Genomic DNA, 21,813 nt, shown 5'->3' on the forward strand with positions numbered 1-21,813 from the left:
CCGCGGAGTGAAGCGCAGGGCGTGTACCGGAGCCGTGATGGCCCTGACCGCTGTGTGGACAGCGGCCTGCACCAGCGTCGTGGAGGGTGAGCCGGTGCGCGGCGCCGGCGCCTCGTCCACCGAGATGCTGGGGGAGCGCGACCTCGGCGACATCCTGCTCGACGACGGTGAACTCGGCGACGTCCTGGGCAGCTCGAGCATCGAAGTCACCGACGAGGTCGACCGGATGACCGACGACACCGCCGACGTCTCGGACCCTGACTGCATCGGCGCGCTCTACACCGCGGAGGAGCCGGTCTACGCCGGCACCGGCTATACCGCCGTCCTCACCTGGCTCGCCAGCGAGTCCGGGGCCGAGTACGAGCACTGGGTGGAAGAGACGGGCGTCGTCATGCCGTCGGCGGCGGCCGCCGAGGAGTTCATCGTCGAGTCGGAGCAGCAGTGGCAGGACTGTGCGGGACGGGACGTGTCGGTCAGCGACGGGGAAGACTGGTACGACTGGGATCTGAGTGACGCGGTGCGCGCAGAGGGAATCCTGAGCCAGAGGTCGACGGCGGTCGATTCGATCCCGTGGCAGTGTGAACATGCCCTCGTTGCCGTGTCGAACGTGGTGCTGGAGGCGTCGGTGTGCGCCGAGCGGATCGACGACGAGGCGACGAAGCTGCTGACCGCGATGGTCGCCAAAGTCGCCGATCGGTAAGTGCGCGCGGGCTGCACGAGAAGCGTTGTTGATCTGTGTGCGCCGACTACGCCAGTACGTCGATCAATTCGCCGACCGTGTGTGCGGACTCCAGCGGGTGGCGCAGGCGTCCCGACGGATTCACCGAGTAGCTGTTCCGCCGGCCGACCTTCGTCTTTTCCAAGTAGCCCTCAGCGATGAGATCGGCCAGGATGGCCTGCACTGAGCGCTCCGTGATCCCGATGAGCAGGCTCAGTTCACGGGCGGTCAGCGATTCCCGCGCCAGGCACAACAGGACGTGGGCGTGGTTGGTCAGGAAAGTCCACCCGCGCGACTGACCGCCGGACTCGACGAGAGCCTTGACGTCACCCTCGGGCGCTTTCTTCGACCGCGCGCGGGTGGCTGCCTTATCGGGGGTGCGCGCCCGCGGGGGCGTCTTCGGCGTTCGTTTCGCAGCGACCATCGCCAACATGGTACGGCCCATTCATGTGAAGCATTTCACTAATCCAGCGCGTCGCTAGTCGGTTTTTCGGTTCGGGTTGCAAGCAGACTCCACACGATCGAGACGGTGAGCGTCACGACGATGACGCTCAGAGTCAACGGAATCGGAAGCTTGCCGACGGGAGTCTCAGACAGGATGAGCTTGACGCCTGCGAAGGCGAGCAGCACCGCGAGGCCGTAGTGCAAATGGGTGAACCGTCGGAGCAGACCGGATAGGCAGAAGTACAGGCTCCGCAAGCCCAGCACCGCAAAGGCATTGGCGGTCCAGACGATGAACGTACTGGTGGTGATGGCCAGCACGGCGGCCACCGAGTCGATCGCGAAGATCAGATCGGTCGCCTCAACGGCGATCAGGACGACGAAGAGCAGCGTGGCCATCCGCTTGCCGTTGACCCGGGTGAACAGTTTGTCTCCGTGGTATCGCGGATCTGTGGGGATCACCCGCTGCACCAACCGCACAATCACGTTTTTGTCCGGTTCGAGTGTTGTGTCGTGCTGGAAGGCCATCTTGTAGGCGGTGTAGATCAGGAAGGCGCCGAAGATGTAGGCGGTCCAGAAGAATGCGGCCAGCAGTTCGGCGCCGATGAAGATGAACACCAAACGGAACAGCAGCGCACCGATGACCCCCCAGAACAGCACCTTGTGCTGGTAGTGGTCCGGCACCGCGAAGTAGGTGAAGATCAGCGCGAAGACGAAGACGTTGTCGACCGACAGGGCCTTCTCGATCAGGTAACCGGCGTAATAGGTCCCCGAGACCTCGGCGCCGTACGCCCACCAGACGATCACGCCGAAACCCAGTCCCGCGGCAATCCAGATGGACGACCACACCGCGGCTTCGCGGAAGCTGATGACATGGTTGTCGCGGTGCAGGAAAAGGTCGATCGCCAACATCACCGCGATGGCCGCGGTCAGTGCGACCCATCCCCACAGTGGAACGACTATTGCGTCGGCCATCGGTCTCCTCGAATCTGGTGAACTGTCGGTATCAAGTCAGTCCGTGCTGGGCATTGCTGCCCCGATGCGTACCTCACGGACGCCGGGAACCATCCCCATCAGCGCCGTGGCGATCCGCCGCTCTGCGTCGCTGTCGAAGTGTCCGGCGATAAGCACCTCGCCCTGCCGCACCTGGGCGATCCACCGACTGCCGACGGCGACCGCCGGTGCTGTCATCGCAGTGATCGCCGTCGTTTCACCCGCGGGGCCGGCACGAAGTACGTCGCCGGCCGTGAGAAAGACTAGAAGACAACCAGATTCATCGACGACCGGCAGGCCGGCATAGCCGTAATCCGCCAGCACCGTACCGGCTTCACGCAGTGGCGCCGAGGACCGCACCGAGACCACCGGGCGAATCATGACATCTCCTGCGCGCACTGTCGGCGTCCTTCCTCTCACGACCTTAGTGCGAACAGTAACACACGAAACAAACTTCGTTACAAAACGATCTCAAAGATGCGCAGAAGAAAACACAACATTTGACACGCGCAATGCATTGCACGTAATTTAGTTCGTATGTTCGTGTGGGACGAAGCCGCCGCGCTCCTGCTGTTGCTCTCAGCGCCGTTATCGGCGGCCATGTTGGCGGCCGCGCTCGGACGAAGAGCGCCTGTGCTTACGGCGCGGTTCGGCTCCGTGAGCGCGGGAGCGGGATTCGTTCTTGCTGCAGGACTTGCCGTGAGCGCTGCCCGCGGCGAGGAGGTCACCGTCGGAACAAGTGTCTTCGTCTTCGGCACCGACCGGCTGGCGGTAACGGTGCTCCTGCTGATCTTCGGGGTGAGCACAGTGGCGCAGGCGTTTGCGGTGCGCTACCTCGCGGGTGATTCGCGGGCCTGGTGGTTCACCGCGGGCGCCGGCTTCCTGACCGCATCGTCCGCTGTGATGGCGACAGCCACGACAATCGTCGGCGTCGCTGTCGGCTGGACTGCGGCTGGTGTCGCATTGTGCCTGCTCCTGGGCACCTACTGGCATCTCGACAGCGCTCGCGACGGTGTCCGCCGTGCGGGGCTGGCATTTCTGATCGGCGACGGCGCGCTATGGCTTGCCGTGGGACTGATCTACGTCGGGACGGGCAGTGTCACCCTGGCCGACCTGCCGGCATCCCAGCTCGACGGTGCTTCAGCATCGTTGGCGGCCGTGCTGATCGTCACCGCCGCGTTGTCCCGATCTGCGCAACTCCCGTTTCACCGTTGGCTGCCCGCGACTCTGGCGGCACCGACCCCGGTGTCGGCACTGCTTCATGCCGGCGTGGTGAACGCCGGCGGAATTCTGCTGATCCGGCTGAGTCCGCTGCCCAGTCCGATGCTGGCCACCGCCCTCATCGTCACCGCGGGCGCAGCAACGATGGCCTATGGTGCCGCCGCCATGCTGGTAAAGCCGGACATCAAAGGCGCCCTTGCCTATTCGACCATGGCGCAGATGGGATTCATGATCCTGACCTGTGGGCTCGGACTCTGGGCTGCGACAGTGATCCACCTTGTGGCGCATGGCTTCTACAAAGCTACTCTGTTCCTTTCCTCCGGTTCGGCGATCGCCCGCCACCGTCGGCTCATCGCCCTGCCCCCAGCGCCGCGTCTGGACGGCCGCCGGCGGTTGTTCAGCCAGATCACCTCCGCGGCACTGCCGTTGGCCGCACTGCTCGCCGCCACCGGGCTGCTCTCGACCTGGACGCACACCCACGCGTCCGAGCAGGCTCTGCTGCTGTTCGCCTGGGTCACCGGTGCGGCGGCTACCTGGGGGTGGCTGAAGCGCCGCCCCGACATCGCCGGCGCAGTCAGCGCCGGGGCCGTCTTACTGCCCTGCGCTGTTGGCTACGTCGCAGTGATCAGCGCGATTACCGCCTTCCTTGCGCCGTCGCTACCGGACACCACGGTCGCCCCGGTCGAGGTCTGGGTGACCGTGACCGCCGCGGCCATCCTGCTCGGCGCGCTGGCAGTCTTGCGCCGGTCGCCGGTCGCCGCGGCCCTGCGCCGCACCGTTTACACCCAGGCGCTCAGCGCAGCAACCGTCCAACCTGCCACCGGAGGATCACCGCGATGACCGATTCCACGTCGAATCAACTGGACTCCCGGCGCGCGCGGCTGCGCAGCGACGTTCGCATCGCTGCGCGGGTGCTGCCGACCCACTATCCGCTCGAAACCTTCATCGCGGTCAACCCGCTAGCCGGCCTGCAGGCCATGCCGTTCGAACAGGCCGTCCGGCGTGCCGGCGACCTCTACGGGACACCGGGCACCCTTCACGAGACCGTATTCCGCAACCTGTACCGCCAGGGACGAATCACCGACGCCGACCTCGATCGGACGCTCCTGCGGCGCTACCCGATACTGGCCGGCGAGCCCGACCTGTCGCTTGCGGACCGCCGTCTGAGCGCGACCGCGCTGCTGCGTGCCGACCTCCTCCATGGCATTCCCGCCCCAGAACCACGGCGGTTGTACCGAACTCGAGCCGAGGACCATGGGGCTGACGCGGCCGACGTCGTCGACGCACAAACCTCCAAGTGGATGGCGGCTTTTCTCGGCGAGGCGGGTTGGCCGATGCCCGGCAGGGAACACGGCTTCTACAGCGCGTGGCGGGCGCTGGCGCCGACCGACCGCACGTTGCCGCGCACCTTACGCACCCGCCTGCGCGACATCGCCGAACGTCCCGACGACAGCGTGCTGGAAGCGCTTGACGCCCTTGCCATCCCGGATGAGAACCGGGTCACCTATCTGCAGGCGCATCTCACCCGGCTGCCGGGGTGGGCCGCGCACGTGAACTGGTGCGCCGATCGTGACGGCGGCATCGACCTGTTGCAGTACCTGGCCATGCGACTGAGTTATGAAGCGGCGCTTATGGAGAACGCGAACGGCCAGATCGAGGAGCCGGTGGTGTTCGCCCCGTCGACCGCCAGAGATCGTGCCGCGCACCTCTTCACGGTGTGGGGCCTGGCCGGCGCCACCGAGTCGGACCTGGCCACGGCCGCGCGCATCCTCGCCGCGTTGCCCGCCCCCGCCCGTCCACTCATCTGGCAGAACGCCTTCGAGGCTCACTATCAGGACGGGCTACTCGCCGACCTGGGTTCCTGGTCGCCCGGCAGCCCGGAGCCCGCGCACACCCACCTCATCACGTGCATCGACACCCGCTCAGAAGGTCTGCGCCGTCATCTCGAATCATGCGGCGGCTACCAGACTTTGGGTTTTGCCGGGTTCTTCGCTGTCGCCATCCGGTTCACCGACCTCCTGGGCGGTGCACCAGCTGACCTGTGCCCCGTGCTGATCCGGCCGCATCACAACATCGCCGAACAACCCGCGCCTGAGGCGCTCAGCGTCGCCGAGCGTCGCCTCAGCGGTGCGATCACCCTGGGCGGGGCCGAGTCGGCCTACCACGCCGCCAAAGAGTCTCCAGCGGGCCCGTTCACCCTCGCAGAAGCCGCTGGCTGGATCGCGGCTCCGTTGTCAGCGGCCAAAACCCTGGCCCCAGCTGCCGTCGCCGGCGTGCGGCGACGGCTGCGCGACGCGATCACGCCCGAGGCGAAAACCCTGGTGACCGTGGAATCGATTCCGCTGCACGAGCGTGTGCTCTTTGCGCAGGTGACCTTGAAAACCATAGGTCTAACAGATGGATTCGGAAGGCTCGTCGTCCTGTGTGCACACCACAGCGGCACCGAGAACAACCCGTACCAAGCGGCGCTGGACTGCGGCGCCTGCGGTGGGCAGGGCGGCGCGCCCAATGCCCGCACTGCGGCGCGCATCCTCAACCAGTCCGAAGTTCGCGACGAGTTGCGCAACGCAGGCATCGACATCCCGGACCACACCCACGTGGTGGCCGCTGTGCACGACACCGCCACCGACCGCGTCGCCGTCCTCGACGATCACCTGATTCCTCGCAGCCATCGCGCCGACATCGACCGACTCGAAGCCGACTTCGCCTGTGCTGGGGGGGCCTTGGCAGCCGAGAGGTGCGCGGTGTTGCCCGGAGCCCGGCGGCGTCCCTCGCCGCGCGTCGCCGCCAGGCACGTCGGGCGTAGGGCGGTCGACTGGGCACAGGTGTACCCGGAGTGGGGGTTGGCCGGCAACGCCGCATTCATCGTCGCGCCGCGTGACGTCACACGCGGACTCGACCTGGGTCGTCGAACCTTCCTGCACTCCTACGACGCCGATGCCGACGCCGACGCCACCGCGCTGGAGACCATCCTGACCGCACCCATGGTGGTGGCACAGTGGATCAACTGTCAGTACTACTTCTCGGCGGTCGCCCCCGACGTCTTCGGTGCCGGAAGCAAGACAGTCCACAACGTCGTCGGGAACGTGGGGGTGATCGCCGGTCACGCCGGCGACCTGCGCCTGGGCCTGCCCTCGCAATCGGTGAGCTATGGAGACCGGCTGCTGCACGAGCCGCTTCGGCTCCTCGCGGTCATCCAGGCGCCCCTGTCCCGCATCGACACGGTCGTCGAACGGAATCCGATTCTGCAACAGCTGTTTGGCAACGACTGGATCGTTGTCGCCGCCCGTGAAGATCCGACGCACTCATGGCAGCGCTGGACCCGCGCCGGCTGGCGGCCTTGGACTGAAACCCATCGTGCACAACAGGTTTACGACGAGGAGATGATTCCATGACCACCAACCTGACCAAGATGACCAAGATCGAAGTCGTGGTCGGAGGAGCCGACGCCGCGGCGGTGCGGGAGCTCATCGGGAGCGTCGGCGCCACCGGTTACACCAGCCTGTCCGGGGTTTCGGGGCTCGGCCATCACGGCTATCGCCAGGGCCGGCTGCTGTTCAACCAGCAGGCAACCCTGGAATTGATCATCACCGTCGTTCCGGACACGAAGGTCGAGGCATTGCTCGCCGGTCTGCGGCCACTGTTGGACGCGTCCTCGGGCGTGATGTTCGTGACCGAAACCTACGTCAGCAGGCCCGAGTACTTCAGCTGATCCACCATCACGAAAGGACGGAACTCATGACCCTTCCACTTGCAGCCTGGCAGCAGCTGCGTGACCGCGAGCGGCCGTCCTACGGACAGTCGTCAGATCACCCCGTCGCCGCCGTCTTCCGGTGTGCCGACGCCCTCCTGAGCATTGACGCGGTGTTCGGTCAGGACACCGGCGCGCTGTTCGACATCAGCACCTGGGGCCACGTCGTGGACAAAAGCGTGCTGGGCAGCCTCGAGTACGCGGTCGAGATACTCAAGGTTCCGTTGATCGTCGTGCTCGGTCACGACGACTGCCCGGCCATGCATGCGGCTCTGCGGGCATGGGAACACGCCGAACTCCCCGGCGGTTCCATGCGCCGGGTGGTCGAGCATGCGCTGGCGTCGGTGGTGCGGCGTGGAACAGCCGCCGACTCGGTCCAGTCGGTCGCCGCCGCCCACATCGTCGAGACCGGTGTCGCCCTGATGCAACGCTCCCCGATGCTGTCGCGCCGCGTGGACGACCGAACGTGCGGAATCGTGAGCGCCACGGTTTCTTCCACTGATGGCGAGGTGCACGTGCACGCCGCCTTCGGCGCCGTCGACGAGAGCGTGAGCAAGGTCTTCGAGCTCGTCTAGGTCTGACTGCGTGCCTTATTCGCGCACTGTGCCACACATTTCGTCAGGGCTTTGAGGAGTGGCCAATGACCAACCCGCAATCCTTGGGTAGCGCCAAGCTCGTCGCCGTCACGGTGGTGGTGCTCGTGGTCGTGTTCAACCTGACCGCGTTCTCGGCGGCGCTGCACCTCGGCAGCAAGTGACGTCGTCGCACCGCGAGCGCGCGTGTCGGCACGCCGCCACGCCGCACCTCCATGGCGCTTTGCGCGCGCACGTCTTCGGCGAACGCGCGTGGATTGTCAGCGGGGTCGGCGTGTTGCCGTGCTGACACGCGCGCTCGCGGTGCTTGGCGAAGTATTGAGGGTTCTCTGAACCAGGTCGCGCGCGGGGTCGAGGCGTGCTACCCAAGTGATATGTCGGGGAGATCAGCCGCCGGTGCGGTCGGCGCGGTGTGCGTCGCGCTCGGACTGTCCGGATGCTCGGGAGCCCCCGTCGACGACAGGCCTGTCGTCACGATCGTCGAGGCGGCGCAGCCATCGGCGGCGATCCCGCTCGCACGCTTCCTACCCAGCGCTCCCGAACTTTCCGCTGCGCTGGGCACCGGGTCGAACAGCCTGATGGGGCAGCCCGTCGAAGGTGAGGCCGACGTCCTGCTGAGCAGCGTCGCCGACGGCCAGGCCGCGCCGGTGGACTGCGTCAGCTCTGCCTACCGGCTCCAGAAGATCGTCTACGGCGCCAGTCCGGTGCAGTCGGTGGCAACGAACACGTGGGCCGGCGGCGGGTTCGACACCCCGCCGGTGACGGGCTTTTTCGGTGTGGTCCAGTTGGCTTCTCCCGGCGACGCGCAGGAGTTCTTCGCGTCGATGACCGATCAATGGCGGCGCTGCAACGGCCAGACGGTGTCGCTGCAGCTGCCCGGCCACGGGGCCGACGAGCTGAGCAGGATCACCGACGTCGCGTTCGGTGAGCAGGTGCTTTCGGCGAACGTGCTGCACACCTCCGGCGGCACCGAATCGCCGACCGGGATGCGCGCCGTCGGGCTCGCCGGCGACTGCATCGTCGAGGTGGAGCTCACCGATCCGCGACCCGGTGGCGACGCCCGCGGCGCGGTCACCGTCGCAGCCGCGATTCTCGACAAGATCAACACAACGCGCTGACGGGTGCCGCTGGTCACCGCGGCAGTGGCCCATGACCCACAATGAGTCGGTGAGAATCTCCGCCGCGAACCGTCGCGCCCGCCTCGCCGGCGTGATGGCAGCCGCATCGGTGCTGATCACAGGCTGTGTCAGCACCGTCGACGGGCAGGCGGTCCGCGGCCACGGGGAGGGACCGCTCAACGTTCCACCGCTCGACGAAGCCAAGCTCGACGAGATCTTGCTGACCATCGGAGAGATCAACGGCATCCTCGGCTCGACGCAGATGAAGGTCACCAGCGACCTCGACGACATGACCGACCACTCCGAGGACGTGTCCGATCCGGACTGCTTGGGCGCGGTGTACGGCGCCGAGGCGCCGGTGTACGAAGGCACCGATTGGACGGCCGTACGCGACCAGGTGGCACGCGAACCCGATGAGGACAACGACCATTGGGTGGAGCAGACGGCGGTGCTGTATCCGGCCGAGCAGAACGCCAGGGATTTCTTCGACCGCTCGCTGGCGACATGGCAGGACTGCGCGAACGACGCGATCGTCGTGGGCGAAGGGGAGTACCTGTGGCAACTCGACGACGTCCGCGTCGGCGACACGCTGATCACCCAGATGACCACGCAGGAGGGGGCCGACGGCTGGGGATGTCAGCATGCGCTGTCGTGGGTGTCGAACGTGACGGTCGAAGCCTGGGCGTGCGGCTACGACATCACCGACGAGGCGGCCGCCATCGCCGACGCGATGGTCGAGAACGCCGCGAAGTGACGCTCAGCGCGCAGCGGCGAGGGTCCCGGTACGGCTGCTCCTGATCAGGTCGCCCCACGCACTGAAGGCCTCGGCGTGGTCGGCGGATGACGAACCGCTCGCGACCGCCACCAGACCTGAGGCGATCGCTCCCAGGCCGATGCCGGTCTGATGTACGACGCGGACCAGTTCGTCGAACGCGTCCGCTCGCGCGCATCCGCGCAGCCCGACGAGAATGCCGACCGCGACATCGATGACCTGACGAGACGTGCCGTCCTGCCCACGGAAACTCATGCTCACGATGGTCCGCTTGACGGCGGGGCGGCGGGAGCGTTCTGCGCAGGCAGACGCAAAACCGCGACGGTCTTGTTACACAGGGGCGTTCGCGGGCTGGAAGACGCCTGAGCTGTCGGCCTCCTCCTCGGCGCGGATCACATGCACCACGGCGTTGATCAGAGCCAGGTGAGTGAACGCCTGGGGGAAATTGCCGAGGTGCCGTCCGGTGCGCGGCTCGATCTCCTCGGCGTAGAGATGCAGCGGACTGGCGAACGACAGCAGTCGCTCGCACAGGTGCCGGGCGCGGTGGATCTCGCCGATCTCGACGAGCGCCGACACGAGCCAGAAGGAGCAGATGGTGAAGGTGCCCTCTTCGCCGGACAGACCGTCGTCGGTCTCCTCGGTCCGGTAGCGCAGCACCAATCCTTCCTCGGTGAGCTCGTCGGCGATGGCCAACACCGTTGCCCGGATGCGCGGATCGTCGGGCGGGAGGAATCGGGTGAGCACGGCCAGCAGCAGGGACGCGTCCAGCGCCGGGTCGCCGTACCGCTGGGTCAGCACGCCCCGCTCGTCGACGCCGTGCTCGAGGATGTCGGTCTTGATCTCCTCGGCGATGGCACGCCACTGCTGGGCGTAGGACTTCTCGCCTTCGAGGTCGGCGAGTTTGGCGCCGCGGTCGAGGGCCACCCAGCACATGATCTTGCTGGAGGTGAAGTGCTGCGGTTCGCCGCGCACCTCCCAGATACCGCGGTCGGGCTCTTTCCAGTGTTTGATCGCCTCTTCGACCTGCTCCTTGAGGACGGGCCAGAGCGTCTCGGGGATCTGCTCGCGCGACTTGGTGTGCAGATAGACCGAATCGAGCATGGTGCCCCAGATGTCGTGCTGCATCTGGTCGAAGGCGCCGTTGCCGATGCGCACCGGCCGGGCGTTGTCGTACCCGGACAGATGGTTGAGCTCCTCCTCGACCAGGGTGCGCTCGCCACCGACGCCGTACATGACCTGCAGCGGGTGCCGTTCACCGTTGTTGGCGCCCGACACGTCGGCGATGAACGCGAAGAAGTCGTCGGCCTCGCGATCCAGCCCGAGCGTGTAGAGACCCCACAGCGCAAAGGTGGAGTCGCGCACCCAGGCGTAGCGGTAGTCCCAATTGCGTTCACCCTGAGGCGTTTCCGGCAGCGACGTGGTCGGGGCGGCCAGCAGCGCGCCGGTCGGGGAGTATGTGAGGCCCTTCAGCGTCAGCGCGCTGCGCTGCAGATAGGCCCGCCACGGATGGTCGGGGAAGTCGCCGACGTTGATCCACTGCCGCCAGCACTCGCTGGTCTGCCACATCTTGTCGGCGGCCTCGTCGAACGTCTGCGGCGCGGGGTGACCCGACCAGCTGAGCGCGACGAAGACGTTGTCGCCCTCCTTGAGCCGGGTCCGCGCACGCGCCTCGCGGCCCTCCAGCCCGATGCGCAGATTGGTCGTGAGCCGCAGCGTCGGATGCGAATCGGGATCCTTCGTCGCGCGCGCGATCGCCTCGCCGTAGGCCTGGGCCGAGTACTCCCACTGGGCGCTGGTGCGGTGGTAGTCGAATGACGGCTCGCAGCTCATGACCAGCTCGACGGTGCCGCTCACGCACCGCACCGTGCGCAGCAGGATGTGCTCGGCATCCCAGTCCATCGGGGTGCGGCGGTGTGTGCGCGAGCGTCGCTCGAGGTCGTGCCACGGGCCCATCACCAACGCGTCCCGCACGATGACCCAGCCGGTGTGGGTCTGCCAGGTGGTCTCGAGGATCAGGCTGCCGGGCAGGTACCGGCGCGCGGCGGGCACCGACACCCCGTAGGGACCGAGGCGAAAGTGGCCTGCGCCGCGATCGAGGATCGCACCGAACACGCTGGGGGAGTCAGGGCGAGGCACACACAGCCATTCCACCGACCCCGCCGAGGAGATCAGGCACTGCGTCTCGCAGTCCGACAGGAACGCGTAATCCGCGATGGGCGGGAATGGGTTCCGCAACGGGCCTGCGGTGGCGTACGGAGTCGGCGAAGGCAGGGTCAAGGCCGACGATTCCCCGTTGGGGGACACCCCGCCCGAGGTTTCGGGCTGCTGCAAAACCATGGGCACATCATCGACTGTCGGACACCCCGGCGTCTACCGGAACACCCCGTTATCCGTGTTGTTCGGCACCACCTAGGCTGGCCGGGTGGACGGCTTCCTCAACTGGTGGGACGGAGTGGAGCTGTGGCTGTCCGGGCTGCCGTTCGTCGCGCAGACGGTGGTCGTCATGCCGGTGGTGCTGGCGCTGGCGTACGCCGCGGCCGTGGTGCTCGACGGTCTGCTCGGCAACGGCATCAGGATTCTGCACCGTATCCGTCATACCGACGACGACAACGATGGACGTGAGGCTCCCCGATGACAGGTATGCCGCGCTCAAGGGTGACGCTGGCGCTCGTGGCGCTGATCGTTCTGGTCATCGTGATGTGGGTGCTCACGCGCTGACATTTCCGATCGCTCTGTTATTGTTCGCGCCATGCAACTGGCGTCCGGCAACAAGGGTGGTCACATCGTGGCCCTCATTGCCGTGGGTTTCTCCGCCGTTGCTGATGTCTGTTGTTGTTGCTGACACCCTGCCCGTTCGTGGCTCGGCGTCGGTGACGGCTGTGGCGTGATCGCCTTTCGGCAAGAACCTGCCTTTCCGCGACGGTCCATCCTCGCAAACCGACACCGGAAAGGTCACCAATGCAGAAGATCCTGAAATCCACGAGGCGCTGGCGCACCGCCGCCGCACTCGCCACCACGGCGACGCTGCTGGCGGCCTGTGGCGGCGGCGCGAGCGACGTGGCCGGCGGTGAGGGCGGCAGCGGCAATGCCGAGACCACGCTGACGCTCGTCGCGTTCGCCGTCCCGGAGCCGGGTTGGTCGAAGGCCGCACCCGCGTTCGCCGAGACGGACGAGGGCAGGGGCGTCGAGGTCACCGCCTCCTACGGCGCCTCGGGTGACCAGTCCCGCAGCGTCGAGTCGGGCAAGCCGGCCGACGTGGTCAACTTCTCGGTGGAACCGGACATCACCCGGCTCGTGAAGGCGGGCAAGGTCAACGAGGACTGGAACGCCGGCCCCAACAAGGGCATCGCGTTCGGCTCGGTCGTCACGTTCGCGGTCCGCCCCGGAAACCCCAAGAACATCCGCACCTGGGACGACCTGCTGCAGCCCGGCATCGAGGTCATCACACCGAGCCCGCTGAGCTCCGGTGCGGCGAAGTGGAACCTGCTGGCTCCGTACGCATACGCGAGCAACGGCGGCCAGAATCCGCAGGCCGGTATCGATTTCGTGAACAAGCTCGTGACCGAGCATGTGAAGCTGCGTCCCGGCTCGGGCCGGGAGGCCACCGACGTGTTCCGCCAGGGCAGCGGCGATGTGCTGCTCGCCTACGAGAACGAGGCGCTGAACTTCGACCTCGAACACGTCAACCCCGCGCAGACGTTCAAGATCGAGAATCCGACCGCGGTGGTCAACACCAGCCAGCACCTCGACCAGGCGCAGGCCTTCGTGGACTTCCAGTTCACCCCGGAAGGCCAGAAGGTGTGGGCCGAGGCGGGGTTCCGTCCCGTCGACCCGGCGGTGGCCGAGGAATACAAGGACAAGTATCCGGCGCCGGAGAAGCTGTGGACGATCAATGACCTCGGCGGCTGGAGCGCGATCGACAACGAGCTGTTCGACAAGGACAACGGCACCATCACGAAGATCTACAAGCAGGCGACTGGATGACGGTCGTTGACCCGAACCCTGAGGCCATCCGCCCGGAGCTGACACCGGCCCCGGGCGGGGGCCGGGGACTCCGCAGACCCGGTGGCGCCAGCCTCCAGGTCGGGGTCGCGGTGGTCTGGTTGTCGGTCATCGTGCTGCTGCCACTGGCCGCCATCGTGTGGATCTCCGCCAAAGGCGGCTGGGACGCGTTCGTCTCGGCGGTGACGTCGCCGTCGGCCATCGCATCGTTCGAAGTCACGTTGACGATCTCGGTGGTCGTGACACTGGTGAACCTGGTGTTCGGTCTGCTGATCGCCTGGGTGCTGGTGCGTGACGACTTCCCGTTCAAACGGATCATCGACGCGATCATCGACCTGCCGTTCGCGCTGCCCACGATCGTCGCGAGCCTTGTCCTTCTTGCCCTGTACGGCCCGTCCAGCCCGGTGGGCATTCATATCCAGCACACCCCGTGGGGCGTCGGAGTGGCGCTGGCCTTCGTGACGCTGCCCTTCGTCGTGCGGGCTGTGCAGCCCGTGCTGCTGGAACTCGATCGCGAGGTCGAAGAGGCGGCGGCCTCGCTGGGCGCCAACAATCTGACAATCTTCTTCTCGGTCATCCTGCCCGCGCTGGCGCCGTCACTGCTCTCGGGCGCCGGCCTCGCCTTCTCCAGGGCCATCGGCGAATTCGGGTCGATCGTGCTCATCGGCGGAGCGATCCCCGGCGAGACGGAAGTGTCGTCACAGTGGATCAGGACGCTGATCGAAAACGACGACCCCGCCGGTGCCGCGGCGATCTCGATTGTGCTGCTGGTGATCTCCTTCGTCGTCCTGTTCGTCCTGCGCTACTTCGGTGCCCGCGCCGCCAAGCGCGATGAGGCGGCGCGATGACCCTCTCGCTGCCGACCCGGCTGATCCTGCGCGTCATCGCGATCGTCTACATCTTCGGACTGCTGATCGTCCCCCTGGGGGCGATCCTGTGGCAGACGTTCGCGCCCGGCCTCGGTGCGTTCTGGGCCTCCATCACCACACCCGCAGCCCAGTCGGCGCTCTCGCTGTCACTGCTTGTCGTCGCCATCGTGGTACCGCTCAACGTGGTGTTCGGGGTGTCGACCGCATTGGTGTTGGCGCGCAGGAAGTTCCGTGGCAAGAACGCGTTGCAGGCGGCGATCGACCTGCCGTTCGCGGTCTCCCCGGTCGTGGTCGGCGTGGCGTTGATCGCGTTGTGGGGGACTGCAGGTCTGTTCGGCTTCGTCCAGAACGATCTCGGTCTCACGATCATCTTCGGCTTTCCCGGAATTGTCTTGGCCAGCATCTTCGTGACGCTGCCGTTCGTGATCCGGGAAGTCGAACCGGTGCTGCACGAGATCGGGACCGATCAGGAGGAGGCATCGGCCACCCTGGGCGCCAATGCGTGGCAGACGTTCTGGCGGGTGACTCTGCCGTCGATCCGCTGGGGCCTGACCTACGGCGTGGTACTGACCGTCGCCCGCACCCTCGGTGAGTTCGGTGCCGTGCTGGTGGTGTCCTCCAATCTTCCCGGCCAGTCGCAGACGCTCACACTTCTGGTGCACGACCGCTACACCCGGGGTGACGACTACGGCGCCTACACGATCTCGACGGTGTTGATGGCCGTCGCCGTCACGGTTCTGATCGCGCAGATCGTGTTCGACGCGCAGCGCAAACGCACGAAATCCGAAGACTGAGCAGGGGAGTCCCATTCATGACTGACGCGATCGTCGTCCGCGGCGCGAACAAGCACTTCGGTGATTTCGCGGCGCTCGACAACGTCGACTTCACGGTCCCGAAAGGGTCGTTGACGTCGCTGCTGGGGCCGAGCGGATCCGGCAAGTCGACGCTGCTGCGAGCCATCGCCGGGTTGGACAACCCCGATACCGGCTCGGTGGTGATCAACGGCCGCGACGTCACCAACATCCCGCCGCAGCGCCGCGGCATCGGTTTCGTCTTCCAGCACTACGCCGCGTTCAAGCATCTGACGGTGCGCGACAACGTGGCCTTCGGTCTGAAGATCCGCAAGAAGTCGAAGGCGGAGATCAAGGACAAGGTCGACAACCTGCTCGAGGTGGTCGGGCTCGCGGGCTTCCAGAATCGTTACCCGAACCAGCTTTCCGGTGGGCAACGCCAGCGCATGGCCCTGGCGCGAGCGTTGGCGGTCGACCCCGAGGTCCTCCTGCTCGACGAACCGTTCGGAGCGCTGGACGCCAAGGTCCGTGAGGATCTGCGCGCCTGGCTACGGCGACTGCACGACGAAGTCCACGTGACCACGGTGCTCGTCACCCACGACCAGTCCGAGGCGCTCGACATCTCCGACCGGATCGCCGTCCTCAACAGGGGACGGATCGAGCAGGTCGGTTCGCCGAGCGAGGTGTACGACGCACCGGCCAACGCGTTCGTGATGTCGTTCCTCGGCGCGGTGTCCTCGCTCAACGGAGTTCTGGTGCGTCCGCACGACATTCGGGTCGGGCGCAATCCCGACATGGCGATCGCGACCAGCGACAACTCGATCCAGGCCACGGGTGTCACCCGCGCGGTGATCGAACGCGTCGTCATGCTCGGCTTCGAGGTCCGCGTGGAACTGCTCAACGCGGCCACCCAGACGCCGTTCACCGCGCAGATCACCCGCGGTGACGCAGAAGCGCTGGGCCTCAAAGAAGGTGACACCGTGTACGTCCGCGCCACCCGCGTGCCGTCCCTGCCGACGGACCACGCGGTCGTCGTCTCCTGAGTCAGGCCGCTTCGGTCGGCAACAGCCGGTAGAGCAGATCCGTCAGCGTCAGCAGCCCGCGCCCCGAAGGCCCGTCGACGACCACGAGGTGGTTGCGCGTATTGCGCATGACTTCGAGCGCCTCGTAGACGGAGGTGTCCTCGGGCAGTGTGAAGATCGGACGCATCAGCTCCCGCGCGGTCGCAGACCCGGCGAGGCTGTCGCGGACGTGCACGACCCCGACCGTGGCGGCGCCGTCGGTCACCAACAGCCGCAGATGGCCTGTCGCCTTGGCGGTTTCCTGGATCTGCACGGAAGTGGCGTCGACGGGGACGTCGCTGTGCACGGTGTCGCGGCGGGCCACCTCGCCGACGGTCAGGGCTTCGAGCTCCAGTGCGCTGGCCAGGTTCGCGTGATAGCGCTCGTCGAGGGTGCCCACCGTCGCCGAATGCTCGACGAGCTGGCGCAGGGTGTCCGGGTCCTGGGTGTCGGTGAGCTCGTCGACGGGTGTGACACCGACGCGGCGCAGGCACCAGTTCGCGGCATGGTTGAGCGCGCGCAGCAGCGGGCGGGTCACGAACATGAAGCCGCGCATGGGCAGTGCCAGCAGGGTCGCCGAGCGTTCCGGATGCGCGATCGCCCACGACTTCGGCGCCATCTCGCCGATCACCAGATGCAGGAACGTCACGATCAGCAGGGCCAGGACGAAACCGCCCACGTCGGCCACCCACCCCGGTGCCCCGAGGTCTCTGATCATCGGAGTGATGGCGTAGTGCACAGCAGGTTTGGTGATCGCGCCCAGCAGCAGTGTGCACGCGGTGATCCCCAGTTGCGCGCCGGCGAGCAGCAGCGAGAGTTCTCCGGCGCTGCGCAGCGCGGCGCGGGCCGCGGCGCTTGTGGCCGCCGCATCCTCGAGCCGATTGCGGCGGGCGGCGATCAGCGCGAACTCGACGGCGACGAAGAACGCGCTCAGACCGATCAGCGTGGCGGTGATGGCGACGACAACCCACGGATTACTCATCGCCGGCCTCCGGACTGATCTCGATGGTGGCCGAAACCGTTGCCGGAACCCGTCTTTCGACGGACATGACCTTGGTGATCAACCGCCGCTTCGGTGGGGTGCCCTCGTCGATCAAGTCGGCAGGGTCGTCCGGCAGGTCGACCACCACGGTGTCGCCGACGGCGGGCAACCCGACGGCGTGGGCGATGACCATGCCCGCGACCGTCTCGTAATCCCCTGCGGGGAGCTTCACGTCGAGCGTGCGTTCCACTTCGTCGAGGGGGACATCGCCCGCCAGCAGCCAGCCGTCCCCGTCGGCCACGACGGCGGCGTCGCTTTCGGAGTCGTGCTCGTCGTCGATGTCGCCGACAAGCTCCTCGGCCAGGTCCTCGATGGTCACAATGCCGGCGAAGCCGCCGTATTCGTCGATGACGATGGCCATCTCCTCGCCGCGCTTCTCCAGCTCGCGGACGACATTGGGTAGCGGCAACGTCTCGGGAACGAAGACCGCCGGCCTGCAGTGCGCGCCTGCGCGGTCAGAATCGGGCACCGCCCCGAGCAGGTCATGCAGATGGATGACGCCGACGACGTCGTCGGGATCGGCTCCGGTGACGGGATAGCGGGTGTGTCCGGACGACATGCGTTGCAGTACAGCCGACACCGGTTCGTCGGCGGTGACCGCGTCTACGCGGGCGTGGGGCACCATCGCGTGTTCGGCAGTGCTGGTGGGGAAGTCGAGGATCCGGTCCAGCAGCGCGGACAGCTCCCGCGGAATCTCGCCGGCGTCCCGGGACGCGGCGACGATGTGGGCGAGGTCGCGTGGCGTGGCGGAGTGCTCGACATCGTGCACCGGTTCGATGCGCAGGGCGCGCAGCAGCAGGTTCGACGACTGGTCGAAGAGCTTGATGAGCCAGCCGAACACCTTCAAATAGAGCGTGGTCGACAGCGCCAGCCAGCGGGCCAGCGGCTCGGGGCGGGCGATCGCGAGGTTCTTCGGGAACAGCTCGCCGAAGAGCATCTGGACGATGGTCGAGAATCCGATCGCGAAGATACCGCCGATACCCACCGCCACCGCGGTGGGGATCCCGGTACCCCCCAGCACCACCTCGAACCCCCGACCGATCAGTGGTTCGGCGACGTATCCGACCAGCAGGCCGGTGACCGTGATGCCGAGCTGGGCGCCCGACAGCATGAACGACGTGCGGCGGGTGACCGTCAGTGCGCGTTCGGAGGCGGTGTCACCTGCCTCGGCGCGCGCTTTGAGCCGGGAACGGTCCACAGCCATGTAGGCGAATTCCTGCGCGACGAAGTATCCGGTCAGCGCGGTGATCAACAGGACGACGAGAAAGCCAGCGAGAATACCGAGAACGGCGGTCAGCATGTGACCGCCTCGGGTCTATGAGGATGCATCGAGTCCTTGCTCGTGAAAGGGCGTCGGCACCCACTGTACCGACTTCTCGGCAGTGGCGGCTTACAGCGGGGGCACGCGGTCCCGCCAGGGCACCGCCTCTTCGAGCTGAGCGGCGAGACGGAGCAGGAGCGCCTCTCCCGACAGCGGCGCCACGAACTGGACCCCGAGCGGCAGGCCGTCGGACGTCTGATGCAGCGGTAGCGAGATCGCCGGACGCCCAGTCAGGTTCGCGAGTTGGGTGTACGGAACCCAACCGAGGTTGTCGTCGACCATGTCGTCGACGATCTTGGTATAGCGCAGAAACCGCGCCGTGCGCGTCTTGAGCAACACGTCCGAGCCGCGCTGCAGAAGCTCCGGCAGGTCGAATTCACCGATCTTCGGGGGCGGCGTCGCCATCGTCGGTGTCAGCAGGAGGTCGTAGTCGGCGAAGAAGGTCGTCAGCCTGCGGGTGTGCTCGTGGCGACGCGCGACGGCATCGATGTAGTCGATGCTGGAGGTCGCCCGGCCCAGGGCCGCCATGATGAGCGTGTCGCGCTCGAACCCGTCGTCTCCCGCGCCGGAGATGCGCTTGGCTTCCTCGACCTGCCAGGCGAGGGTGGCGAACCAGGTGAGCAGGAAGTCGCGCGCGAGTGCGGCGTCGTCGAACGGTGCCTCCGGCAATTCCTCGACGTGATGGCCGAGGTCGGTCAGCGCGCGGGTGGCGGCCTCCACCGCGGCGTACGCCTCGCGGTGCGGTTTCGGGGTGATCGCGGACGGGACCCGCACCCCGATCCGGAGCTTCCCCGGGTCCTGGCCGACGAACGACGCGAACGGCGACTCAGGGAGGGCGGGAACGTAGGGTCCGCCGGGCTCGCCGCCGCAGAGGACATCGAGCATCGCCGCCGTGTCACGGACCGACTTCGACACGACGCCGTTGACCGCGGCTCCGTGCATCGGCTCGCCGGCCGACGGGCCCGACGGTGTCAGGCCGCGGCTCGGCTTGAGGCCCACGAGGCCGCAGCAGCCGGCCGGGATCCGGATGGAGCCGCCACCGTCGCTGGCCCCCGCGCACGGCACGATGCCCGCGGCGACCGCGGCCGCCGCGCCGCCCGAGGATCCGCCCGGGGCGCGGTTTAGGTCCCACGGATTACGCGTCGGCCCCCAGGCCACCGGTTCGGTGATGCCCTTCGCGCCGAATTCGGGGGTGTTGGTCTTGCCGAAGATGATGAGGCCGGCATCGATCCAGCGCTGGACGACCGTTGCGTGCTCGGCGACGGGCGTCGAGCGCAGGGCGCGCGAACCCCCCGAGGTGGGAAGCCCGGCGTAGTCCTGTCCGAGGTCCTTGATCAGGAACGGGACACCGCCGAACGGACCGGTGGGATTCGCCGGCGGCGATGCCGGGACGTCACGCACGATCGCGTTGATGCGCGGGTTCACCTCGGCCGCGCGGGCACGCGCCAGCGTGAGGAGCTCGTCGGCGGTGACCTCTTTGTCGGCGACCAGCTTTGCCAACCCGAGGGCGTCGAATGTGCGGTACTCGGCGAAATCCATCAGCTCACAGTAGGCGTGCCGGAGTCGGTGCGAGCGGCGCCCGCCGTTTCGCAGGATAGGGCCGCCACCGCCGCCATAGGGTTGTCGCATGGACGTGCTGCTCGGGATCGACATGGGAACGGGAAGCACCAAAGGTGTCCTGGTCGACCCCACGGGCACCGTGCTCGCCACCGAGACGATCGCCCACGGCATGACCCTGCCGCGGCCCGGCTGGGCGGAGGTCGATGCCGAACGGTTGTGGTGGCACGAGGTGTGCTCGATCAGCTCGACGCTGATGGGCCGGATGCCGCCGAACGCGTCGTTGGCGGCGATGTGCGTCAGCGGCGTCGGGCCGTGCCTGGTGCTCTGCGACGACGACCTGCGGCCGCTGCGGCCGGCCATCCTCTACGGCATCGACACTCGCGCTGCCGCCGAGATCGATTCTCTGACAGAGGAATTCGGTGCTGAGAACATTCAGGACCGAGCAGGCACCGTGCTGTCGAGCCAGGCGGTGGGTCCGAAGATCGAATGGGTACGCCGACACGAGCCTCACGTGTTCGATCGCGCGACGGGGTGGTACGGGTCGAACTCCTACGTCACGGCGAAGCTGACGGGCGAATACGTCCTCGACCACCACACCGCAAGCCAGTGCGATCCGCTCTACCTGACCCGTGAGTTCGCCTGGAACGAACCGTGGGCGCAACGCATCTGCGGTCATCTGCGGCTGCCTCGGCTGGTCTGGCCCAGCGACGTCGTGGGAACCGTCACCGCGACCGCGGCCGCGGTGACCGGGGTGCCGGCCGGCACGCCGGTGGCGGCAGGCACTGTCGACGCATACTCGGAAGCGTTCTCGGTGGGCGTGCGCCGGCCCGGGGATCAGATGCTGATGTACGGCTCGACGATGTTCCTGGTCCAGATCATCGGCGAGTATCACAGCGATCCGACGCTGTGGACGACCGCGGGCCCCGAGCGCGGAAGCCTCGCGCTGGCTGCGGGCACGTCGACTGCGGGAAGCCTGATCGGCTGGCTACAAGGTGTCACGGGAGAGGCCTCGTTCGACGACGTGATGGCCGAAGCGCGCGAGGTGCCGCCCGGGAGCGAGGGACTGCTGGTGGTGCCCTATTTCGCCGGCGAGCGCACGCCGGTCTTCGACCCGCAGGCCAGGGGACTCGTCGTCGGCCTGACATTGCGGCACACCCGGGGTCACCTCTTCCGTGCCGCCTACGAGGGCATCTCGTTCGGTATCCGTCAGATCCTGGAGCGCTTGGACGACGCCCACATGGGCAAGCGCACCGTTGCCGTCGGCGGTGGGCTGCGCAGTCCCATCTGGGCGCAGGCCGTCAGTGACATCACCGGCAGAACCCAACTGGTGCCCGAACAGGCCATCGGTGCCAGCTACGGCGACGCGTTGCTGGCCGCCATCGGTGTCGGACTGGTGCCGCCGGAAACGGACTGGGCGCGCATCGCCCACGAGATCACACCGGACCCGCGCAACAGGGACCTCTACGACGATCTCTACACCGCATGGCGTGAGCTCTATCCGGCGACGCGTGAGCAGGTGCATCGCCTGGCGGCGAGGGACACGACGTGAATCAGCGAAGT

At 67.1% G+C, this 21,813-nt stretch carries 22 protein-coding genes; 14 read left to right on the forward strand and 8 right to left on the reverse strand.

All coding sequences use genetic code 11. The features are described 5' to 3' along the window. The first annotated feature begins 37 nt into the window (after positions 1-37). Positions 38-700 (forward strand): sensor domain-containing protein, encoded by a 663-nt coding sequence (locus ACAG24_RS15910; RefSeq protein ID WP_370473739.1) that lies wholly within the window; start codon positions 38-40, stop codon positions 698-700. 46 nt (positions 701-746) lie between these two features. Here ACAG24_RS15910 and ACAG24_RS15915 read toward each other — a convergent pair whose 3' ends face one another. From ACAG24_RS15915 to ACAG24_RS15925, 3 genes are read right to left on the reverse strand one after another with little or no spacing between them, the layout of a single operon-like run. Then, positions 747-1,142, reverse strand: coding sequence for a helix-turn-helix transcriptional regulator (locus ACAG24_RS15915; protein ID WP_370473738.1), 396 nt, complete (start codon positions 1,140-1,142; stop codon positions 747-749). A 38-nt stretch (positions 1,143-1,180) separates the two neighbouring features. Further along, on the reverse strand, positions 1,181-2,134 hold the full coding sequence (locus ACAG24_RS15920) for a TerC family protein (RefSeq protein ID WP_370473737.1): 954 nt from the start codon (positions 2,132-2,134) through the stop codon (positions 1,181-1,183). A gap of 36 nt (positions 2,135-2,170) precedes the next feature. Then, the gene (locus tag ACAG24_RS15925; RefSeq protein WP_370473736.1) at positions 2,171-2,533 is read right to left on the reverse strand and encodes a CBS domain-containing protein; all 363 of its coding nucleotides are present in this window, start codon (positions 2,531-2,533) and stop codon (positions 2,171-2,173) included. 318 nt (positions 2,534-2,851) lie between these two features. On the opposite strand from ACAG24_RS15925, the gene ACAG24_RS15930 reads away from it, so the two are divergent. From ACAG24_RS15930 to ACAG24_RS15955, 6 genes are all read left to right on the forward strand, one after another. Continuing rightward, positions 2,852-4,213 carry a proton-conducting transporter transmembrane domain-containing protein gene (locus ACAG24_RS15930; protein ID WP_370473735.1) on the forward strand — a complete coding sequence of 454 codons (1,362 nt, stop codon included), beginning with the start codon at positions 2,852-2,854 and terminating at the stop codon, positions 4,211-4,213. After that, positions 4,210-6,768 carry a DUF2309 domain-containing protein gene (locus tag ACAG24_RS15935; RefSeq protein WP_370473734.1) on the forward strand — a complete coding sequence of 853 codons (2,559 nt, stop codon included), beginning with the start codon at positions 4,210-4,212 and terminating at the stop codon, positions 6,766-6,768. The genes ACAG24_RS15930 and ACAG24_RS15935 overlap by 4 nt, the downstream gene beginning before the upstream one ends. Continuing rightward, positions 6,765-7,085: a P-II family nitrogen regulator gene (locus ACAG24_RS15940; protein WP_370473733.1), complete on the forward strand. Its 321-nt coding sequence runs from the start codon at positions 6,765-6,767 to the stop codon at positions 7,083-7,085. The genes ACAG24_RS15935 and ACAG24_RS15940 overlap by 4 nt, the downstream gene beginning before the upstream one ends. Before the next feature lie 26 nt (positions 7,086-7,111). Next, positions 7,112-7,699: a carbonic anhydrase gene (locus tag ACAG24_RS15945; protein WP_370473732.1), complete on the forward strand. Its 588-nt coding sequence runs from the start codon at positions 7,112-7,114 to the stop codon at positions 7,697-7,699. 392 nt (positions 7,700-8,091) lie between these two features. Further along, a complete protein-coding gene (locus ACAG24_RS15950) occupies positions 8,092-8,835 on the forward strand; it encodes a sensor domain-containing protein (protein WP_370473731.1) in 744 nt (247 codons plus the stop codon). Positions 8,836-8,866: 31 nt separating this feature from the next. Then, positions 8,867-9,589, forward strand: a complete 723-nt coding sequence (locus tag ACAG24_RS15955) for a sensor domain-containing protein (RefSeq protein WP_370473730.1) — start codon at positions 8,867-8,869, stop codon at positions 9,587-9,589. Between the two features lie 3 nt (positions 9,590-9,592). Here ACAG24_RS15955 and ACAG24_RS15960 read toward each other — a convergent pair whose 3' ends face one another. Both ACAG24_RS15960 and ACAG24_RS15965 read right to left on the reverse strand, forming a co-directional pair. Then, positions 9,593-9,862, reverse strand: a complete 270-nt coding sequence (locus ACAG24_RS15960; protein ID WP_370473729.1) for an ANTAR domain-containing protein — start codon at positions 9,860-9,862, stop codon at positions 9,593-9,595. Positions 9,863-9,937: 75 nt separating this feature from the next. Next, entirely contained in the window at positions 9,938-11,944 is a 2,007-nt protein-coding gene (locus tag ACAG24_RS15965) for a glycoside hydrolase family 15 protein (RefSeq protein WP_370473728.1), read from the reverse strand. A gap of 85 nt (positions 11,945-12,029) precedes the next feature. Between ACAG24_RS15965 and ACAG24_RS15970 the strand changes: the two genes are divergently transcribed. The 6 genes from ACAG24_RS15970 (at position 12,030) to ACAG24_RS15995 (ending at position 16,312) form a co-directional block, all read left to right on the forward strand. Beyond that, the gene (locus tag ACAG24_RS15970; RefSeq protein WP_370473727.1) at positions 12,030-12,242 is read left to right on the forward strand and encodes a hypothetical protein; all 213 of its coding nucleotides are present in this window, start codon (positions 12,030-12,032) and stop codon (positions 12,240-12,242) included. 114 nt (positions 12,243-12,356) lie between these two features. Further along, entirely contained in the window at positions 12,357-12,449 is a 93-nt protein-coding gene (locus ACAG24_RS15975) for an Ms4533A family Cys-rich leader peptide (RefSeq protein WP_370473726.1), read from the forward strand. Positions 12,450-12,565: 116 nt separating this feature from the next. Continuing rightward, the gene (locus ACAG24_RS15980; protein ID WP_370473725.1) at positions 12,566-13,591 is read left to right on the forward strand and encodes a sulfate ABC transporter substrate-binding protein; all 1,026 of its coding nucleotides are present in this window, start codon (positions 12,566-12,568) and stop codon (positions 13,589-13,591) included. Then, a complete protein-coding gene (gene cysT / locus ACAG24_RS15985; protein ID WP_370473724.1) occupies positions 13,588-14,457 on the forward strand; it encodes a sulfate ABC transporter permease subunit CysT in 870 nt (289 codons plus the stop codon). Before ACAG24_RS15980 ends, cysT begins: the two co-directional genes overlap by 4 nt. After that, positions 14,454-15,272: a sulfate ABC transporter permease subunit CysW gene (gene cysW, locus ACAG24_RS15990; RefSeq protein ID WP_370473723.1), complete on the forward strand. Its 819-nt coding sequence runs from the start codon at positions 14,454-14,456 to the stop codon at positions 15,270-15,272. Before cysT ends, cysW begins: the two co-directional genes overlap by 4 nt. Before the next feature lie 17 nt (positions 15,273-15,289). Then, complete coding sequence (locus ACAG24_RS15995; RefSeq protein WP_370473722.1) at positions 15,290-16,312, forward strand: sulfate/molybdate ABC transporter ATP-binding protein; 1,023 nt, start codon at positions 15,290-15,292, stop codon at positions 16,310-16,312. A gap of 1 nt (position 16,313) precedes the next feature. Here the strand turns inward: ACAG24_RS15995 and ACAG24_RS16000 are convergent, their stop codons facing one another. The 3 genes from ACAG24_RS16000 to ACAG24_RS16010 all read right to left on the reverse strand — a co-directional run bounded on the left by ACAG24_RS16000 (position 16,314) and on the right by ACAG24_RS16010 (position 20,232). Next, positions 16,314-17,312 (reverse strand): hemolysin family protein, encoded by a 999-nt coding sequence (locus ACAG24_RS16000; protein ID WP_370473721.1) that lies wholly within the window; start codon positions 17,310-17,312, stop codon positions 16,314-16,316. Continuing rightward, entirely contained in the window at positions 17,305-18,672 is a 1,368-nt protein-coding gene (locus ACAG24_RS16005; RefSeq protein ID WP_370473720.1) for a hemolysin family protein, read from the reverse strand. Before ACAG24_RS16005 ends, ACAG24_RS16000 begins: the two co-directional genes overlap by 8 nt. A 90-nt stretch (positions 18,673-18,762) precedes the next feature. Next, positions 18,763-20,232: an amidase gene (locus tag ACAG24_RS16010; RefSeq protein WP_370473719.1), complete on the reverse strand. Its 1,470-nt coding sequence runs from the start codon at positions 20,230-20,232 to the stop codon at positions 18,763-18,765. An 88-nt stretch (positions 20,233-20,320) separates the two neighbouring features. Between ACAG24_RS16010 and ACAG24_RS16015 the strand changes: the two genes are divergently transcribed. After that, a complete protein-coding gene (locus ACAG24_RS16015) occupies positions 20,321-21,802 on the forward strand; it encodes an FGGY-family carbohydrate kinase (protein WP_370473718.1) in 1,482 nt (493 codons plus the stop codon). The last annotated feature ends 11 nt before the right edge of the window (positions 21,803-21,813 follow it).

The sequence above is a fragment of the Mycobacterium bulgaricum genome (assembly GCF_041287165.2).
GTDB classification, from domain to species: domain Bacteria; phylum Actinomycetota; class Actinomycetes; order Mycobacteriales; family Mycobacteriaceae; genus Mycobacterium; species Mycobacterium bulgaricum.

Coding starts and splice junctions, on each gene's coding strand:
- ACAG24_RS15910 (WP_370473739.1), top strand. CDS start 38: ATGGCCCTGACCGCTGTGTGGACAGCGGCCTGCACCAGCGTCGTGGAG.
- ACAG24_RS15915 (WP_370473738.1), bottom strand. CDS start 1,142: ATGGTCGCTGCGAAACGAACGCCGAAGACGCCCCCGCGGGCGCGCACC.
- ACAG24_RS15920 (WP_370473737.1), bottom strand. CDS start 2,134: ATGGCCGACGCAATAGTCGTTCCACTGTGGGGATGGGTCGCACTGACC.
- ACAG24_RS15925 (WP_370473736.1), bottom strand. CDS start 2,533: ATGATTCGCCCGGTGGTCTCGGTGCGGTCCTCGGCGCCACTGCGTGAA.
- ACAG24_RS15935 (WP_370473734.1), top strand. CDS start 4,210: ATGACCGATTCCACGTCGAATCAACTGGACTCCCGGCGCGCGCGGCTG.
- ACAG24_RS15940 (WP_370473733.1), top strand. CDS start 6,765: ATGACCACCAACCTGACCAAGATGACCAAGATCGAAGTCGTGGTCGGA.
- ACAG24_RS15945 (WP_370473732.1), top strand. CDS start 7,112: ATGACCCTTCCACTTGCAGCCTGGCAGCAGCTGCGTGACCGCGAGCGG.
- ACAG24_RS15950 (WP_370473731.1), top strand. CDS start 8,092: ATGTCGGGGAGATCAGCCGCCGGTGCGGTCGGCGCGGTGTGCGTCGCG.
- ACAG24_RS15955 (WP_370473730.1), top strand. CDS start 8,867: ATGACCCACAATGAGTCGGTGAGAATCTCCGCCGCGAACCGTCGCGCC.
- ACAG24_RS15960 (WP_370473729.1), bottom strand. CDS start 9,862: ATGAGTTTCCGTGGGCAGGACGGCACGTCTCGTCAGGTCATCGATGTC.
- ACAG24_RS15965 (WP_370473728.1), bottom strand. CDS start 11,944: ATGGTTTTGCAGCAGCCCGAAACCTCGGGCGGGGTGTCCCCCAACGGG.
- ACAG24_RS15975 (WP_370473726.1), top strand. CDS start 12,357: ATGCAACTGGCGTCCGGCAACAAGGGTGGTCACATCGTGGCCCTCATT.
- ACAG24_RS15980 (WP_370473725.1), top strand. CDS start 12,566: ATGCAGAAGATCCTGAAATCCACGAGGCGCTGGCGCACCGCCGCCGCA.
- cysT (WP_370473724.1), top strand. CDS start 13,588: ATGACGGTCGTTGACCCGAACCCTGAGGCCATCCGCCCGGAGCTGACA.
- cysW (WP_370473723.1), top strand. CDS start 14,454: ATGACCCTCTCGCTGCCGACCCGGCTGATCCTGCGCGTCATCGCGATC.
- ACAG24_RS15995 (WP_370473722.1), top strand. CDS start 15,290: ATGACTGACGCGATCGTCGTCCGCGGCGCGAACAAGCACTTCGGTGAT.
- ACAG24_RS16000 (WP_370473721.1), bottom strand. CDS start 17,312: ATGAGTAATCCGTGGGTTGTCGTCGCCATCACCGCCACGCTGATCGGT.
- ACAG24_RS16005 (WP_370473720.1), bottom strand. CDS start 18,672: ATGCTGACCGCCGTTCTCGGTATTCTCGCTGGCTTTCTCGTCGTCCTG.
- ACAG24_RS16010 (WP_370473719.1), bottom strand. CDS start 20,232: ATGGATTTCGCCGAGTACCGCACATTCGACGCCCTCGGGTTGGCAAAG.
- ACAG24_RS16015 (WP_370473718.1), top strand. CDS start 20,321: ATGGACGTGCTGCTCGGGATCGACATGGGAACGGGAAGCACCAAAGGT.